Below are 16,780 nucleotides of genomic sequence, written 5' to 3'. Positions count from 1 at the left end.
TGTTTCATCTATGACCTTTTTCAGATTTCCATGACGAGAATAGTGTCGTAAGGTTTTCTTTTGTCTTGTGGAATGTTGAGGGTTGTTCCGAATTTGTTCTGCTGAAAGTTTACCGGCGTGTTGTCATCGAAGAAATAGGCTTTTTTCACCTTCTTACCAAAATCCGGGAGCAAGAGGTTGGTATCCTGCAAATCGAGAACGTGTACAAAAACCTTGTTGCCTTTCACGGTAGTTACGCCCCAGTTATGAGGCGAAACAGGGCCTCCCCGGGTTCCGTATATCGTTTTACCGTAGCGGTCCATCCATTTCCCGATTTCACCAAGTGTTTTTACAAATTCCGGCTGTATTTTCCCGTTAGGCATCGGGCCGACATTTAACAGGAAGTTGGAATTGTATCCGGCAGCTTTTACCAGGTAATGAACGAGATCTTTCGTTGATTTATAATTCTTGTCCTGCAGGTTGAATCCCCAGGAATGATTCATCGTCTCGCAAGTCTCCAATGGTAATTGTCCAACTTCCGATTCGCCGCTAAAACCAGTTGTGTTGTGACCGGGTAAATCTTTTTCGAACATCTGAAAATCTTCTCCCGGTTTGGGCGCCTGGTGGTGATTGCTTCCAATGAGACATGACGGTTGTAGCTTGTGAATGAGGCTGTACGTTTTATTTAGCCGCCAGTCAGCATCCTTTTTATCCCACCATCCATCGAACCAAATACCGGCAATGTCACCGTAATTGGTCAGCAATTCGGTCAACTGACCATCCATGTAATCGAGGTAAGCATACCAATCGCCTTTTTCCGGCCGACCGGAATAGTGACCGGTATTACCCCTCGGATAATAGTTGTTTTGGTACCAGTCGAGCTGGGAATAGTAGAAGAAAAGTTTAATGCCCTGTTTGTGGCATTCATCTGCCAGTTGCTTTAGTACATCTTTTCCGTATGGTGTTCGGTCAACGATGTTCCAATCGGTCAGCTTCGTGTTCCACATGCAGAATCCGTCGTGGTGCTTGGACGTGATAGTGATGTACTTCATCCCGGCTTCTTTGGCTGTTCTTACCCATTCGGCAGCATCGAAGGCGATGGGATTGAAAAAAGCCGGAAGCTTTTCGTACGTCTTCTTATCGATGTGCTGGTTGTTCATCACCCATTCGCCGTCACCCAATACGGAATAAACGCCCCAATGGATGAACATTCCGAATTTGGCATCCTGAAACCATTGACGGGCTTCCAGGTTGCCGGGCGTGGGTTGATAGTCTTTTTGTGCCATAACGAATGACGAAAACAATGAGAACAGAACAACGCCTGCCATTTTTCTGAAATGCATGGTGTATTGGTTTAGTTATGATGAGACTAAGTTAGTCGAAACTTTCCGGAAATGCTGTGAGAATATCACAGCTCTCCGCGAAGTCCGAGCGATTCGGCTTCTTTTTGCATTCCGGCAATGGTTTCGGCCATCAGTTCTTCCAGCGGAATGCCCAGCATTTCGGCTCCCTGCATGATGACTTCACGATTGGCACCGGCAGCAAACGATTTGGTTTTCCACTTTTTCTTCACCGATTTGACGGTCAAATCGAGGATGCTGCGTGATGGGCGAACGTAAACTGCTGCGGTAATCAGACCAGTCAGTTCATCGGTGGCGTACAGCACTTTTTCCATTGGGAGTTCCGGTTTATCATCGGTGCACATTCCCCAGGCATGGCTCATGATGGCTCGAATGTAATCTTCCGGCCATTCATGTTCTTCCAGTATTTGGCGGGTCATGGTGCAATGTTGCTCCGGATACTTTTCGTAGTCCAAATCGTGGACTAAGCCAATGATGCCCCATTTTTCCTGGTCTTCACCCATCTTTTCGGCAAAATGTTTCATCACGGCTTCTACCGCCATTCCATGCCGGACGAGGCTGTCCGAATCGTTGTATTGCTTCAGCAACTCCAGTGCTTCATCGCGTGTAGGTATTTTCGACATCTGCTTTTGTTTTTGATCAGCTCTAAATTTAACAAGAGATTATCGTTCACCCAAGATTCGATACAGTTTTTACGATTAGTGATTTTTCATTAGAAAAAAGGTGGGAGAATGTCAGCTTTTTACCTGTAAAGAGGCTGTTTAGAAACAGACGAAAATCCTTTACGGGAATGGTGAATCAGCTAATTTAGCATATTATGATGCACATCGATTTACAGGCTATATTGAACGAAATTGCCCAAGAAGTAGAACCGTTTTATGGCAAGGGCAACGTAGCCGATTATATTCCGGCATTGGCTAAAGTTCCTGCCCGGCAGTTTGGCATGTCGGTTTCGTTGTTGAACGGCCAGGAATATGTAGTCGGTGATGCAGATGTGCCGTTTTCCATTCAGAGTATTTCCAAGGTATTTACGCTGGTCATGGCTTTCCGCGAAAAAGGCGATGAGGTATGGAAACGGGTGGGACGTGAGCCTTCCGGGACACCGTTTAACTCGCTTACCCAGCTGGAAACTACCGGCGGTTATCCCCGTAATCCGTTCATCAATGCAGGGGCACATGTCGTGTCAGATATGCTGATGGATTTTCTGCCCAATCCACGCCAGTCGCTGCTCGGGTTTGTGCGCATGTTAACGCTGAATGAAACGATCGATTACGATGCCGAAGTGGCCGAGTCGGAGCGGATTCACGGTGACCGGAACCGGGCGTTGGCCTACTACATGAAAAGCTTCGGGAATATTCACCACGAGGTGGATCAACTGCTGGATGTTTATTTTCACCAGTGCGCACTGTCGATGAGTTGTCGTGACCTTTCGCGCAGCTTGTTGTTTTTGGCCAATCATGGTATTGTTCCTCACTCGGGCGAACAAATATTGAACGAAAGTCGCTCCAAACGTTTGGCATCCTTAATGCTCACCTGCGGTTTGTACGACGAGGCCGGAGAGTTTGCATTTCGTGTAGGTCTTCCTGGTAAAAGTGGCGTAGGCGGAGGAATTGTCGGCATCATTCCCGGGTTGCTGAGTGTTGCCGTTTGGAGTCCCGAACTGGATGTATCGGGAAATTCGGTGCTGGCGATGGAAGCGTTGGAACGTTTTACTACCAAGTTGGGAATCTCAGTTTTCTGATTCCTGTTTCTCATTTTAGTTTTTATTCAAGAAGACGAGTCTGGTTGGTGGTCCGCTGTAGCGAAAATTCGTTATTTTCGTTATAAAATATCATCTCTATGGGCATCCAACGTAAAGACTTTCTGGTGCGCCAGTTCGAAGAACTGGGGCGGGTAATTGCTGCTTTGCTGGGATTTCGCGAAAAAGGCGAATCAGAAAGAGCACTGGATTACGCGACCGATTCGTTGAAAGGCATGCTGGATAACGATCCGGATTACTATCTCTCTTTTTCGGATGATGATTTTCGAAAGAATCTTCAGGAGCTGTGGAAGCCTGGTATCGCCGGAATGGAAATCCTGTCGGAGATGTTATATCAGCTTGGCTGGATTTATGATGATTTGGGAAAACCGGACGTTGCTTCCAATTGTTTCCGAAAAGTGAAGATTACCTGGGAGGTGCTGGAAGAAGATCAGGGAACGTTCAATATGGAGCGTAATATGAAACTGGAAGTGCTGGATAAGTATATCTCGAGTCATGCCTAGAACGATGTAAATCACCTCAGCAGATCAGTTTGTAGTTTTATAAAAGAGATTCCTATGTCACTAAATATCAGAAAGAATTACCGCGAACGAAAACTCAGGGAAGCCTGGCAGTTGTATCACGATGGCAAACGCGAGGAGGCTTTCAGTAAAGTTCGCCTGTTGCTCAAATCGACCAACAAGGAAGTTCGACTGGAAGCTTTACAGGTTGCCGGAATGGCGATGTATAAACTGAAGCGGTTTGATCAGGCGATCAATTATTTTCAGAAAGCCTGTAAGCTGGCCAATGCCCGTCACGACTGGTTCAACCTGGCCATGGCCTATGCCAAATCCAAACACGTATTGGAAGCAGAAGCGGCCTTTAATATGATTAACGGGGCGTCGACGAAACATTCTTACCAATACGCCATTTCGCAGCCACAGATGTTGTACCAGTATTTCCGCGTATTGCGTGATTCAGGTTTTATGCGTGAAGCTTTTGGTCGAATTAACGAACTGAAAGCGATGTATTGTGCATTGTATAAATCAGAAGAGGATTACCTGGCTTCGAAGGGAATGCCCGGACTTTCGTTAATGATGCGGGAAGCTCTTCCTGTATTGCAATCACTAGCGGCTGAGAGAGACATGGTTTCCTGGCTCGAAGATTTCGGAAAAAGAATAAAAGAACCCGGTAGTCAGGTTTTGAAGGATTATGTGACTTTGTTGGACGTCTGATTTTCTCGTGCTGCCTGGTATTAAAGAATATTCAGTGAAAACTATTATCGGAATTATGGGGCCCGGCGAATCGGCCGGAGAAGAAGTCTGTGCTTTCGCAGAATCAACTGGTGCTGCTTTGGCCAAAGCCGGTTTTGTTGTATTGTCCGGTGGCCGGGCGGAAGGAGTCATGGAAGCAGCTATGAAAGGCGCCGCCAATGCAGGAGGACTGACCATTGGTATCCTTCCGGGAAGTGATAAAAAGGGGATGTCGGAATATGTTGAGATTCCTGTTTTTACCGGTATCGGTCACGCAAGGAATGCTGTTAACGTGCTTTCGTCGGAAATGGTTGTTGCTATCGGACTAGGCCCCGGAACGGCGTCGGAAGTCAGCATGGCTATCAAAATGAAAAAGCCCGTTATTCTCGCTTGTATGGATGAGCTGGATGTGCAGTTTTTTAGTCGTTTAGGAGAAGTGGTTGCAGCCAGCACGCCTGAAGATATTGTAACTATTATCAGGCATAAGTATAACCAAAATGCTCATATTTAATATTGTTCCAATTAAAAATTATTCTATCTTCGGAGCCGGATAAATAAATATGGGCGACCTAATCTCATGTTCCCATTTGGGTAAAAGATTAGGTGAAAAAATCCATTCCGGACCTAACCAAGTATATGGGGCTGTGCACACCTACAGCCCCACTACTTAATCAGCTTATTCCCGCTTTTTACTCTGTTCCCTTTTTTCAACAAATAATAGCCTGTCGCCAGTGACAGTATTATAAAACCAATTCCCAGCATGGTCAGGCCTTCTGTATCTGAATAATCGAGCAACACGACTTTCCGGGCAACCGCGATGATAGCTACCAGCAAGATAATCTCGGCGTGGAAAATATTGTCTTTTAAGTAAACCTTAACTGTTTCAAATAATTCCAGTCCAATCAGGATGCTGAAAAATAAGCCAAAAACTGAATCGAGATGGTTGATGTCGAAAGCGATAGCATTCTCATGTGGTTCGATAAAAATTACTTTGAAAATCAGGACCGCGAACTCGAATACCGAAACGATGACGACGATTCCGAGAAGAAGAAGCATCGCCCAGATGACGAATCGTTCAAATTTTTCAATCAGTTGATTCATATTCAGTTTGTTTTCAGATGGGGTAGACATCGTTCACACAACAATTTTGGATAATTGGTAACTACATCGGTAAAGATAATGTTTTTAAACTGAGCTTTTTCTCCCTAAATATAGGTTTATACAACCTGTTCGGTAAAAAACATGCCCAATCCACAAGTGAAGAGCCATACGCCGTAAAGCGAATGCTCAATAACGCTGGCAACCAATGATTTGGTTTCGATATAGCGTTTGGTGAAGAGAATGCCGCCGATAAACGTGAGAATAACGGCCAACCAGTTGTGGAAGATGATGTGGCCAAAGGCAAACATGGCGGCACTGGCCAGAATAATGGTGCTGTTGCTTTGAAACAGTTTCCGGTAGCGGTGAACAAAGAAAGCGCGGAAAGCAATATTTTGCGGAATGACAGAGAAAAGCGGGTAGGACACGAGTAGCCCCAACCAGAGCCACGGGTGATTTCTCGGTAGGTAAAACAGGTGATCCGGCTCCCAGAAATAGACGACCAACGTCATGAGTAATGCCACCGGAACAAAGTAGAGAAATATGCGTCCGATAGATTTTCTGGCTTTTCCCCAGTTCCATAGTCGCTTAAGACGGAAAGAGGGATCGCGGATGAGTTGAATCAGAAAAATAATTGCTCCGAGAAGAAGTATGGGGAAGAAGGAGACGTCGATGACCTTTGTAAACAACAAAATCGGAACAATCAAAAAAATTACCAGGAACTCTGTTATCCTGAGAATGCGCTTGCGGTAAAATGAAATGAATCCTCTCATAAGTGAATATTGTAACGTGGATTTTTGAAGGGGGTACTATTATATATACGTTACAATGAGAGATATAGTTCAAAATAAACTGAAATTTCCGGATTTGGACGTTCGTTTTTTTGCCTGTCAAAATTGTTCAAGACCAGAAAAGTCCTTTAAAAAATAGGAAAAACATCGTGCCTGAAATCAGAATTTTGATGAAAGTGGCCACCAGGAATCCGATGAACGAACCAAATCCTGCCCGAAACATTTCTTTGGAGCGCTTTCCTGCGTACATTTCGCCGACGATGGCTCCGGCAAATGGACCGAGAATGAATCCGATTGGTGGGAAAAATAGTCCACCCAACAGTCCGATGATGCTGCCCCAGACCCCGTATTTACTGCCGCCGAATCGTTTGGTTCCCCAGATAGGAATCACATAGTCGAGAATGGTAACCACCAGGGCAACAATTCCCCAGATGATGAAAAACCGGGTGGAAAAGGTTACCCTGTCGGAAAAACTGAGGACAACCAGGCCCAGATAGGAAAGGGTGGGACCGGGTAATGCAGGCAGAATGCAACCTATCAGGCCAACCAACATCAGGATGGCACTGATAGTGATAAGAACATAGTCCATTAATCGGGCGTATTAGTTCAGGGAATTGTAATAATTAACCAGCTTTATCAAATCCTCTTTGTCTTTGGGCGACAGTTTGTTGGATTTGTAATATTCTGCAACTTCTTTCTTGTGTTTCGGGAAAGCTCCCAGCAAATTCTTTTTCTTGGTGACATGTTGAGCCGGAAAAGCGCCTACCTGGATATAAAAATCCTCCATAGGCCAGTCAAAACGGGCTGGTTTTGGATCAACGTAGGGTTTCTCTTTTTCTTTGTCGAAGAACTTGATGGTGTGCTGTGCCAGGAGTCTGACATTGCCGTCGGCCAAAATCTCGAAGTATCCCTCTTTTGTTTTATTACCAGTGAACTGGTAACTGGTATATGTGAATGTTCTGTCACCAAATTCGGCTCTTTTTACGATACTCTTTGGAGAAAATGTCATTGGCTTTCCGTTCTTCTCAAACTGGAGTTCATCCTGGTATTGGTCATATCGCATCGGTACGTCAACGTATTTGTCTCCTTTGGTTGTGACGACAGTCCCCTTTACAAACTGGTCGTTTAGAAAGGGAGAGCCCTGAATGTCTTTCAATGAAAGATTCTGAAGACCGAAACGTTCTCCGTGTATCATTTTTGAAAAACGTACATCGTCGATAGTTTTCAATACTACGTTTTGTGATTTGCCAATCAGTGGTAATATAACAAGGAGTGCAATAATCAGTCGTTTTAATTGTTTCATGGATTTCAGGTTTGAGTTTGTTTTAATTGTCTGAAAATAGAAAAAATCGAAGGATTATGCATGGTTCTTTTGAAGTTTTCCCAAGCTCGGTTTTTCACTTTCGTTGAAGTTTTCGCCATGGAAAAATTTTTAGGTCCCAGGTGCAAATTTCATGCTAATCTATAAACATTTTCACCCCCGTTACGTTACAGAGAATGAGTACAGTAGTTTTTTCTATGGTTTGTTTAGTTAAGTTAGGTTAGTTGGTTTAATTCTTGATTGATTTCCTTTGCGTTGGTGTTTTAAGGGTTACAACCCCGGTTCGATGGAACCGGGGTTTTTTAAATTTGCATTCATATGAGTTCACATCATCATAGCCATCATCACCATGAGCATGCTTCGGTTGATAATATGACCGGAAAGAAGCTTTTTTTAACGATTATTTTGAATTTCCTCATAACAGCTGCCCAAATTGTGGGAGGAATTCTTTCGAACAGTTTGGCGCTGATTTCGGACGCATTACACAATTTGAGTGATGGTGTGGCTGTGTTGCTTGCATGGATTGCTTACCGACTTGGAAAAAAGCCGGGTACTCCCCGTCAGACGTTTGGCTTTCGCCGAAGCGAGATTTTGGCAGCGTTCATCAATTCGGTCGCCTTGATTGCCATTTCGGTTTACCTGATAGTGGAAGCAGCTCAGCGTTTTGCTGACACGACTCCTGTGGATGGTGGCATTATGTTGTGGCTCGGAATTATTGGATTGGTAGCGAATACCATTTCGGTGCTTCTTCTGCAAAAAGACAAGGGAAATAATATCAACGTTCGGGCTGCTTATTTGCATTTGTTAGGCGATGCGCTTACCTCGCTGGCTGTTATTATTGGTGCCATTGTGATTGAGGTTTGGCAGATTTACTGGATTGACCCGTTGGTTACGGTGATTATCAGCCTGTACATTCTGTATCATACAATTGGTCTGCTGAAAGAGTCGACCTCCGTGCTGATGCAGTTTACGCCTTCGGAAGTTGATTTGGTGGAAGCAAAGCAGAAACTGGAAACGTTGCCGGAAATAAATAACGTGCATCATCTTCATTCATGGGCGTTATCCGAAGGCAGTCTGTATTTTGAAGCGCATGTCAATCTGCAAAATGATCTTCCAACCAGCCAAACCATTGAAGTACGACATACAATCGAAGAACTGCTGCATCATGAATATGGCATTGAGCATGTCACATTGCAGTTTGAATACAACAGCCATCACCATCCGGGCGTATTGGCAGATGGAAATGGCTGTTGCTAGTTCTGGTTGTGACTGTTTCGCCGGCTTATTTTACCTCCACAACAAATTCCTTCGGTTCGGTTAAAACTCCGAATGATTCCAGCTGCATTCCATATCGTGCGGTCACTTCGTGGAATTTATCCCGGTGGGCCGGATCAACCGCTACTAAAAGTCCTCCGCTGGTTTGAGGATCGCACAACACTACTTTTTGTTCTTCCGTGAGGGGCGAAATTTTGTGTCCGTAGCTATCGAAATTCCGGAATGTTCCTCCCGGGAAGGTTTTGTGTTCGATATAGAAATCAAGATTGTTCAGCACCGGAACTTTAGCCAATTCTACAGTGGCACTCAGATTACTTCCTTCACAAATTTCAGAGAGGTGTCCCAGCAATCCAAATCCGGTTACGTCGGTAATGGCCGAAACTCCCTCTAATTCTCCCAGTTCCTGACCAATTTTGTTCAGCGTAATCATGGAATTGCGGGCGACATTCAAATCTTCTTCTTTCAGAAGGCCTTGTTTTTGTGCGGTCGTTAAAATGCCAACACCCAATGGCTTGGTAAGGTACAGTTCACATCCGGCTTTCGCTGAACTGTTCTTTTTAACGTGATCACGCGAAGCGATTCCGGTTACGGCCAATCCAAAGACAGGCTCCGGGCCGTCGATGCTGTGCCCGCCTGCAATGGCGATACCAGCTTGTGCACAGGCTCGTTTGGCTCCTTCGAGAACTTTGCCTGCTGTTTCGGCAGGAAGCTTATCTACCGGCCAAACCAAAATGGCAATAGCCATCAATGGTTTGCCACCCATAGCATAAATGTCGCTGATAGCATTCACCGATGCAATGCCGCCAAAATCATAAGGATCGTCAACAATAGGCGTAAAGAAATCGGTGGTAGATATGAGCACTTTTTCATCATCGATGGCATACACCGCCGCATCATCAAGCGTTCCGTTGCCAACCAAAAGATTGGGATCGTCAACTTCCGTTTTTGTTTCAGCTAAAATGTTCCGAAGAACCTTTGGCGAAATCTTGCAACCACATCCCGCTCCATGCGAATATTGAGTGAGCCTAAGGGGTTCAACAGGTATTTTGTTATCTGAACCTTTTTCCATTTTCCTTCTATAATTTTAATTCGTTTGCTTTCTTAACCAGCTTCACTGCATCTTCACGAATATCCTTTCCGCTCAAATCGATGCTTGCGTAGCTCTTTTTGTATTTATCACGACTGTATCGGTAGGCTTTATCGTAATAACTCAGCAGTAATTCTGCAACCTGTTCCAACTCATTGTTTTGGTATAAATCAAGAATCAGGTTGGTTCGCTGTTCTCCAAGGCGTTTGTGCAACGACATAATGGCGTCTGTCATTCTGGACCTTTCCAATTGTCCGTAGTCTTTGACAACTCGTTTAACGCGCTGTTCAACAGGAACCTCTATTTCGATGATTCGGGCCTGGTTCATGGCTTTCCAGAAAGGATCAGGCAAGAAAACATGACCAATGCTTTTGCTTTCCCCTTCGACCCAAATGCGTTTTTCCTTGTCGAGTTTTCGTAAAGCTGCCAAAAGGATATTCTGGAATTGCTGAGTAGTAGGCTGGTCACCTTGCCCAACACCACCAAACACTGAACCCCGATGATTCGCCAAGCCTTCCAGATCAAGAATCTGCTCTCCCTGGCGGGCCAGTTCCTGTATAATTTCTGTTTTTCCACTACCGGTAAAGCCTTCCAACACAATTAAGTTTGGAATTGAGGCGAATTCTTCCAGCAGTAAATTGCGGTAGGCCTTGTAGCCTCCTTTAAGCGTGAAGCACCGGATGCCGACACGCTCAAACAGCCAGGCCATACTTTCCGAACGCATGCCGCCGCGCCAGCAATGAACCAATAATTCTCCATTTCCCGCCAACGCTTGCGCCTCCTTCACAAATCGGGACATCTTCGGACCGATAATGTCCAAACCGCGCTCGATGGCTTCCGTTCTCCCTTGTTGCTTGTATATCGTCCCGATTTCTGCCCGCTCTTCATTTGAAAAGAGAGCAATGTTTACCGCCTCCGGAATATGGCCTTCGGTGTATTCGGCTGGAGAGCGAACATCAACTACCGGAGTATTTTCTGCTTTGCTAAGAAATTCGTTGGGAGACAGTATTTGCATCGAGTGAAATTTGGCACAAAATTATGCTTTTCGGAGTGGAAAACAAGGGGATGATGTATGAAGAGAAACCAAAATGTGTTAAAAGGGAAGACGATGATTTTTGTTTGCTAAAGTTTATAGTTGCTTCTAACAGGTGGTAGAAGAGCGACAAACAAAATGATGACAGCATAAAGCATATAAAAAGTGTGTAACCAATGAACAGACTGCATGATGACCATTTCGACCTGTATCCATATGATGAGTGTAAAGCCGATATAAATGCAGAATGACCATGTCCAGTGCATGTCGGTGAAGAAATTGATTTTAGAGGCCAGGGGCGATTTAGGTTTTTTAGCCAAAGCAAAGGCGAGCAAAAGTGGAAAGATTCCAAGTACGGTAAATAGTATGATTCAGGGGATTAAAAAGCTGTTAAAAGGTGAATTTTCTATGAGAGAAACCGACATTCCAAGAGCTTCACCCGATGGTGAAATAATCAGTCCTAAACCACCGGCGACGGCACCAATGCCCAGGAATATCATTAGTGAAATGAGCAGATTTCGCATGGTTTTCATGACCAGAAGTTCGTGTAAAAGTCTATTATTAAACTAAGGTAGAACGTTGATTTGTAAACATCAAGGTAGTGTATACTTCCTATTTCTCGATAATGTGATGAATTGAAGCTTTGTAGCTTCTTCCGATAGGAACTTTCAAGATATCTGTTTCGATATGATGATAGGTCATTGCCCTGATGTGCCGAATGTTAATGATGAAGGAGCGATGGCAGCGAACGAAAATACCGGAAGGTAAACGATCTTCCAGTTGACTGATGCTTTGATAAACCAGGTGATTCTCTTTTGCTGTGTAGATCTTCACATAGTGCCCCTGGCTTTCGGCCGCGACGATGTCGGACAGCATAAGACGAACCATTTTGTTTTCGACTTTGAAATAGGCAAAGCTCTCGTCTGCTTGTACGGCAGATTCTCTTATCTCTTCCATCTCCTTCAAACTATTATCATTCTTGGAAAGCCATTTGGTAGCTTTATTGACTGCACGAACAAAACGATTGAAGGTAATGGGTTTAACGAGGTAATCGACGGCATCCAGCTCAAAACCTTCCAATGCATGTTCTGAATAAGCCGTCGTAAAAATCAGCGCTGGCATTTCCTTGATTTGTTTGGCCAATTCAATCCCTGACATGAGAGGCATATTGATGTCGAGAAAGACCAGATCGATTCCTCCCTTCAGTATTTCGGTATTAGCTTCCAGCGCATTTCTGCACTCACCAACGAGTTCGAGAGAATCAATTTTCCCGATGTGATCACGGAGCACCGTTCGGGCCAGTGGTTCGTCATCTACTATGAGGCATTTGATCTTCATTCAATGGTAATTTACATTTTCGTTTGGGGATGAGAAAGCGCTTTATCAAAAATGGTTAGCGTAGCATAGTGAACTTCATCTTCATTCTTTAGCGAAAGTTCATAGTGATTTGGGTAAAGCAATTCCAGTCTTTTCTTCAGGTTACTGATACCGATACCACCATTTCTTTTTTGTCTAGAAGTATCCCCCGAACTGTTTTCGACCAGAAGCTTCATTCGTTCGTTGCTTAACTCCATTTGGACAACAATCCAGGGTTTCTCTGCTCCAAAAGCTTTTAAATGTTTGAAGGCATTTTCGATGAGTGGGATAAAGAGGAGAGGAGGAATTGTGCCATTGCGATGGTTTACCAGGGAGAAGGAAATATCAACTTCTTCGTTTAACCTGATTTTTTCAAACTCGATATAACTTTTGATGAATTCCACTTCGTTGTCAATGCTCACTTTCGGGGCGTCTGCTTCATAAATTAGGTAACGCATAATTTCCGATAGCCGGGCAATCGTATCTGAAGTCAGTTCTGATTTCATCAGCGAAAGCGCATAAATACTGTTTAAGGAATTGAACAGGAAATGAGGATTGACCTGTGTCCTCAGAAATTTCAACTCTGCCTGGAGCTTTTCTTTTTCCAGTTGATTGCTTTTCTGTTGCTGAAACAGCCAGTATTCAGTCAATTTTATTCCAAAGGGAATCACCATTGCCGTGTTGAGGGTCAGAATGATGTTCAACTGATCGGTCAACCGGATTAAGCTGTGTGGGCGGTCCGGGAAATAAATGGATTCGATGAAGAAGTACCAGGTGAATTTTACCAGGATGCTTAAGAAGGCCAAAATCAGCAGGTAATAAAAAATGAAAAGCACGTAGCGCTGACGTTCCAGGAAAACGGGCATGAAATAATAGAGAATGCTGTAAACGAAGATAAGTTTGTAGGGAAGTTCCAGCAGCTGGATATAGAAAGTCTTTTCGTAATTGTTGTCGAAGGTGCCCCACATAACACCCCAGAAACAAACCCACAGCACCCAGTAAATGACATGCAGTCCCCATCGGGGAATTCCGGTTCTTCGGGCAATATTTTGAGTAATTGAGTAAAATTTCATTGACTCAGTTTTCAGAATGATAAAATTAGGCAAAAAGGTCAGTGTGTCTTTCTGTTTTTCACGAACAACAGGAATATTGCATAAATAACCGGTTTTTAGGCCTGATTGTCGTTCAGGTTGTGAGGATGGTTGTCTGTGAAAATGAGTTCATTTTGTTCTTTGGTTGTCGTTTATTCGTATTTGAGAACTGCAGATCAGTAGCAGGATTGAATTCAATAAAAATGAATAACGAATTCCAAATTTTAAACCAATGAAAAGAACAGCACTGTTTTTCGTTTTCTTATTTTCTTCGTTTGTCCTTTTTGCCCAACAGGCACGAGTCGATAAAATTGAGCCGCCTTTCTGGTGGACAGGCATGCATGATCCGACACTGCAATTACTGGTTTACGGAAAAGATATCGCTTCAGCGTCGGTCACTATCAATAAGCCCGGAGTTGAGCTGGTTACTGTAAAACCGATGCCGAACAAAGATTACCTGGTTATCAACCTGAAGGTATCAAAGGCGGCTGAGCCTGGTAAGTTTCCCATTGTGTTTCGAACAAAAAGCGGGAATATTGAACGAACGTATGAACTGAAAAAACGTCGTGAGCATGCTGACGTTAAGACTCCCTTTCGGGAAAATGATGCCATTTACCTGCTCACACCCGATAGGTTCGCGAATGGCGATACAACGAATGATACGATGGCCGGATATGCCGAAAAAGCCAATCGTTCGATCAATTACGGCCGTCATGGTGGCGACTTGAAAGGAATGACTGAACATCTCGATTACATCAAGAAATTGGGGATGACAGCCATTTGGCCTATGCCTTTGTTGGAGAACAACCAGGCGGCTTATACGTACCATGGTTATGCCATTTCGAATTTTTACCAGACGGATAAACGTTATGGCTCTAATGACGATTACAAAGCGTTTGTCAACGCAGCTCATCAGAAGGGATTGAAAGTCATCATGGATCAGGTGTTTAATCACTGTGGTTCGGCACATTACTGGATGAAAGATATGCCTTCTCCAAACTGGATTAACAGTATGGACAGCATCGGACGATGCATTTTCAGCAATGCTACAATTTCCGATCCTTACGCCTCTAAATCGGATATGAAAAGGCAGGTTCGTGGTTACTTTGACACCAATATGCCTGATTTGAATATGGACGATCCAATTCTGGCAAAATACATGATTCAGAATTCGATTTGGTGGGTGGAATACGCCAATTTGGATGGTCTGCGAATCGATACTTATCCTTATTTTTCCAAAACATTTTCTGCCCAATGGAAACAACGTATTGACCAAGAATATCACGGAATGTTTGTTGTTGGAGAGGTTTGGGCGACGGATGTTTCGCACGAAATTTACTGGAACAGAAAAGGAACGAATCCGGATGGGTATCAGTCGCATTTGGAAAGTATCATCGACTTTCCTATTTACTATGCTACCCTTCGTGCTTTTAAAAAAGGAGGCAATGTAAGTGAGGTTTTTAATACGTTGACGAAGGATTATTTATACGGCCACCCCGAATTGAACATGATTTTTCCGGATAACCATGATGTTGACCGGATTTTAGGAGACTTGAATGGTGATTACAACCGGTTAAAACTGGCGCTGAGTTTTATGGCGACCACACGCGGCATCCTGCAGTGGTATTACGGTACCGAGATTTTGATGAAGGGATTGAAACCCGACGGAGTTATCAGAGAAGATATGCCCGGAGGATGGGCCAGCGATACTGTGAATGTTTTTAAAGATATGAACTTGTCACCTGAACAGCAGAATGCGCTGGACTTTTCAACGCGGTTACTGAACTGGCGGAGAAACAGCAAAGCCATCGCATTGGGAAAGCTGGTGCATTTTGTTCCGGAGAATAATGTATACGTTTATTTCCGAATTGCCGGAAATGAAAAGGTGATGGTCGTTCTAAACAACAATACGGAAGCTCAGTCACTGGACGTAACGCGGTTTGATGAAGTTCTGAAAGGAGTGCGGACGGGAACGAACATCTTAACAGGAAACAAAATTGATTTTGAGTCTTCGTTGAATATTCCTGCATTAACTCCGTACATTATTAAGTTGTAAATGAGATGAAAAATAACATTGTTGTTTTACTTTTTGTGTTCCTAATAGTCGGCTGTAAAGCCAAAGGCACTTCAGATCCGATGCCCAAAGTTTGCAGTGGACAAGTGGAACGGGTCGCAAAGTTTCCATCAAAGTATATTGCAGCCCGCAATGTCGATATTTGGCTTCCGAAAGGATACAACAAGCATCAAAAGTACGCCGTGCTATATATGCACGATGGTCAGATGCTGTTCGATTCGACAACGACCTGGAATAAACAAGCGTGGTGCGTTGACGAGGTTGTGAGCAAGCTGATGAGTGAGAAAAAGATAGAACCATGCATCGTGGTGGGTATTTGGAATACAGGACAGGACCGTCACGGTGATTATTTTCCGCAGAAACCTTTTGAGTCTTTACCGGTTTCTTTCCAGGATTCATTGCTTCATAAAGTGTGGCAGGCAAAAAACATACCCTTATTCCCGATCGGATTACAGTCAGATAACTACCTGAAATTTCTGGTTAAGGAGCTGAAACCGTACATCGACGGTACGTATTCTACTTATACCGATCCACAACATACTTTCGTGATGGGATCTAGCATGGGAGGGCTTATTTCGATGTATGCAATTTGTGAGTACCCGGATGTGTTTGGTGGGGCAGCTTGTATGTCGACACATTGGCCTGGAACATTTTCGTTGAAAGATAATCCCATTCCCGATGCGTTTGTTGACTACATGAGACAGCATCTGCCATCGCCGGATTCACATCGTATTTATTTCGATTATGGTACTGAAACCCTCGATGCGATGTATGGACCTCTTCAACAGAAAGTGGATAGTGTCATGCGGGAGCGGGGATATTCCAAATCGAATTGGGAGACGTTGAAATTTGATGGTGCAGATCATTCGGAACGTTCCTGGCACAAACGACTGGATGTTCCGGTTACATTTTTATTGGGAAGGTAGAAATGGCTTGACTGAATAATATTTTTTTCCAAAGATAGACTTCAGAGTTGTTTGGGCCGGATGTTAATCCGGATCAAACAACTCTGGTCTTTTTTATTCATTTTATCGCTGTTTCAGGAATTCGAGTTCTTTACTTGTCATGGTAGGGACAAATTCGACGATTTCGTAGTCAGCCACATCATTGATTTTGAACGGGTCCTTTGCTAGTACTTCTTCAAGTTCTTTCTTGCTTTTCATGTTTGAGAGGATCACTCCGCCGGTACGTGGTACCTTTCTTCCGGAAGCAATGAAATTTCCTGCCTCGTATTGTTCTTTCAGAAATTCAACATGTTCGTTGAGGTGTTTTTCCACCCCTTCAATTGCCACTTTGTATGTTAAGACTGCAACAAACATAACA

General features: G+C 44.0%; 19 protein-coding genes. 8 read left to right on the top strand and 11 right to left on the bottom strand.

Annotated features, from left to right (window positions below):
* Positions 1-20: 20 nt before the first annotated feature.
* Entirely contained in the window at positions 21-1,322 is a 1,302-nt protein-coding gene (locus CLV93_RS10420) for an alpha-L-fucosidase (RefSeq protein ID WP_170108918.1), read from the bottom strand.
* Positions 1,323-1,387: 65 nt separating this feature from the next.
* On the bottom strand, positions 1,388-1,963 hold the full coding sequence (locus CLV93_RS10415) for an HDIG domain-containing metalloprotein (protein ID WP_106542133.1): 576 nt from the start codon (positions 1,961-1,963) through the stop codon (positions 1,388-1,390).
* 194 nt (positions 1,964-2,157) lie between these two features.
* Between CLV93_RS10415 and CLV93_RS10410 the strand changes: the two genes are divergently transcribed.
* From CLV93_RS10410 to CLV93_RS10395, 4 genes are all read left to right on the top strand, one after another.
* Entirely contained in the window at positions 2,158-3,081 is a 924-nt protein-coding gene (locus CLV93_RS10410) for a glutaminase (protein ID WP_246187230.1), read from the top strand.
* Between the two features lie 98 nt (positions 3,082-3,179).
* On the top strand, positions 3,180-3,602 hold the full coding sequence (locus CLV93_RS10405; RefSeq protein ID WP_106542132.1) for a hypothetical protein: 423 nt from the start codon (positions 3,180-3,182) through the stop codon (positions 3,600-3,602).
* Between the two features lie 54 nt (positions 3,603-3,656).
* Entirely contained in the window at positions 3,657-4,313 is a 657-nt protein-coding gene (locus CLV93_RS10400; protein ID WP_106542131.1) for a tetratricopeptide repeat protein, read from the top strand.
* Between the two features lie 34 nt (positions 4,314-4,347).
* A complete protein-coding gene (locus CLV93_RS10395) occupies positions 4,348-4,842 on the top strand; it encodes a TIGR00725 family protein (RefSeq protein ID WP_146142003.1) in 495 nt (164 codons plus the stop codon).
* Positions 4,843-4,994: 152 nt separating this feature from the next.
* Here the strand turns inward: CLV93_RS10395 and CLV93_RS10390 are convergent, their stop codons facing one another.
* From CLV93_RS10390 to CLV93_RS10375, 4 genes are all read right to left on the bottom strand, one after another.
* Positions 4,995-5,432, bottom strand: coding sequence for a phosphate-starvation-inducible PsiE family protein (locus CLV93_RS10390; RefSeq protein ID WP_170108917.1), 438 nt, complete (start codon positions 5,430-5,432; stop codon positions 4,995-4,997).
* Between the two features lie 116 nt (positions 5,433-5,548).
* Entirely contained in the window at positions 5,549-6,202 is a 654-nt protein-coding gene (locus tag CLV93_RS10385; RefSeq protein WP_106542128.1) for a CPBP family glutamic-type intramembrane protease, read from the bottom strand.
* Positions 6,203-6,329: 127 nt separating this feature from the next.
* Positions 6,330-6,809, bottom strand: a complete 480-nt coding sequence (locus tag CLV93_RS10380) for a DUF456 domain-containing protein (RefSeq protein ID WP_106542127.1) — start codon at positions 6,807-6,809, stop codon at positions 6,330-6,332.
* Positions 6,810-6,821: 12 nt separating this feature from the next.
* Positions 6,822-7,523: a hypothetical protein gene (locus CLV93_RS10375; protein WP_106542126.1), complete on the bottom strand. Its 702-nt coding sequence runs from the start codon at positions 7,521-7,523 to the stop codon at positions 6,822-6,824.
* 336 nt (positions 7,524-7,859) lie between these two features.
* On the opposite strand from CLV93_RS10375, the gene CLV93_RS10370 reads away from it, so the two are divergent.
* Entirely contained in the window at positions 7,860-8,798 is a 939-nt protein-coding gene (locus tag CLV93_RS10370) for a cation diffusion facilitator family transporter (protein ID WP_106542125.1), read from the top strand.
* A gap of 25 nt (positions 8,799-8,823) precedes the next feature.
* On the opposite strand, the gene selD is transcribed toward CLV93_RS10370, so the two are convergent.
* The gene (gene selD, locus CLV93_RS10365; protein ID WP_106542124.1) at positions 8,824-9,885 is read right to left on the bottom strand and encodes a selenide, water dikinase SelD; all 1,062 of its coding nucleotides are present in this window, start codon (positions 9,883-9,885) and stop codon (positions 8,824-8,826) included.
* Positions 9,886-9,892: 7 nt separating this feature from the next.
* Complete coding sequence (mnmH, locus tag CLV93_RS10360; RefSeq protein ID WP_106542123.1) at positions 9,893-10,918, bottom strand: tRNA 2-selenouridine(34) synthase MnmH; 1,026 nt, start codon at positions 10,916-10,918, stop codon at positions 9,893-9,895.
* A gap of 258 nt (positions 10,919-11,176) precedes the next feature.
* Here mnmH and CLV93_RS20250 point away from each other — a divergent pair, with 258 nt between their 5' ends.
* Complete coding sequence (locus CLV93_RS20250) at positions 11,177-11,506, top strand: hypothetical protein (protein WP_153637037.1); 330 nt, start codon at positions 11,177-11,179, stop codon at positions 11,504-11,506.
* 42 nt (positions 11,507-11,548) lie between these two features.
* Here CLV93_RS20250 and CLV93_RS10350 read toward each other — a convergent pair whose 3' ends face one another.
* Entirely contained in the window at positions 11,549-12,274 is a 726-nt protein-coding gene (locus CLV93_RS10350; protein ID WP_106542122.1) for a LytR/AlgR family response regulator transcription factor, read from the bottom strand.
* 11 nt (positions 12,275-12,285) lie between these two features.
* Positions 12,286-13,365: a sensor histidine kinase gene (locus CLV93_RS10345; protein ID WP_106542121.1), complete on the bottom strand. Its 1,080-nt coding sequence runs from the start codon at positions 13,363-13,365 to the stop codon at positions 12,286-12,288.
* A gap of 250 nt (positions 13,366-13,615) precedes the next feature.
* Between CLV93_RS10345 and CLV93_RS10340 the strand changes: the two genes are divergently transcribed.
* Both CLV93_RS10340 and CLV93_RS10335 read left to right on the top strand, forming a co-directional pair.
* Positions 13,616-15,439 (top strand): alpha-amylase family glycosyl hydrolase, encoded by a 1,824-nt coding sequence (locus tag CLV93_RS10340; protein WP_106542120.1) that lies wholly within the window; start codon positions 13,616-13,618, stop codon positions 15,437-15,439.
* Between the two features lie 5 nt (positions 15,440-15,444).
* Positions 15,445-16,383: an alpha/beta hydrolase gene (locus tag CLV93_RS10335; protein WP_106542119.1), complete on the top strand. Its 939-nt coding sequence runs from the start codon at positions 15,445-15,447 to the stop codon at positions 16,381-16,383.
* 102 nt (positions 16,384-16,485) lie between these two features.
* On the opposite strand, the gene CLV93_RS10330 is transcribed toward CLV93_RS10335, so the two are convergent.
* Positions 16,486-16,776: a YciI family protein gene (locus CLV93_RS10330; RefSeq protein WP_106542118.1), complete on the bottom strand. Its 291-nt coding sequence runs from the start codon at positions 16,774-16,776 to the stop codon at positions 16,486-16,488.
* Between the last annotated feature and the right edge of the window lie 4 nt (positions 16,777-16,780).

Source organism: Prolixibacter denitrificans, assembly GCF_003014495.1.
GTDB lineage: Bacteria > Bacteroidota > Bacteroidia > Bacteroidales > Prolixibacteraceae > Prolixibacter > Prolixibacter denitrificans.
Note: the sequence above shows the minus strand (reverse complement) of the source record. Positions and strands in the feature narration are given on the sequence as shown.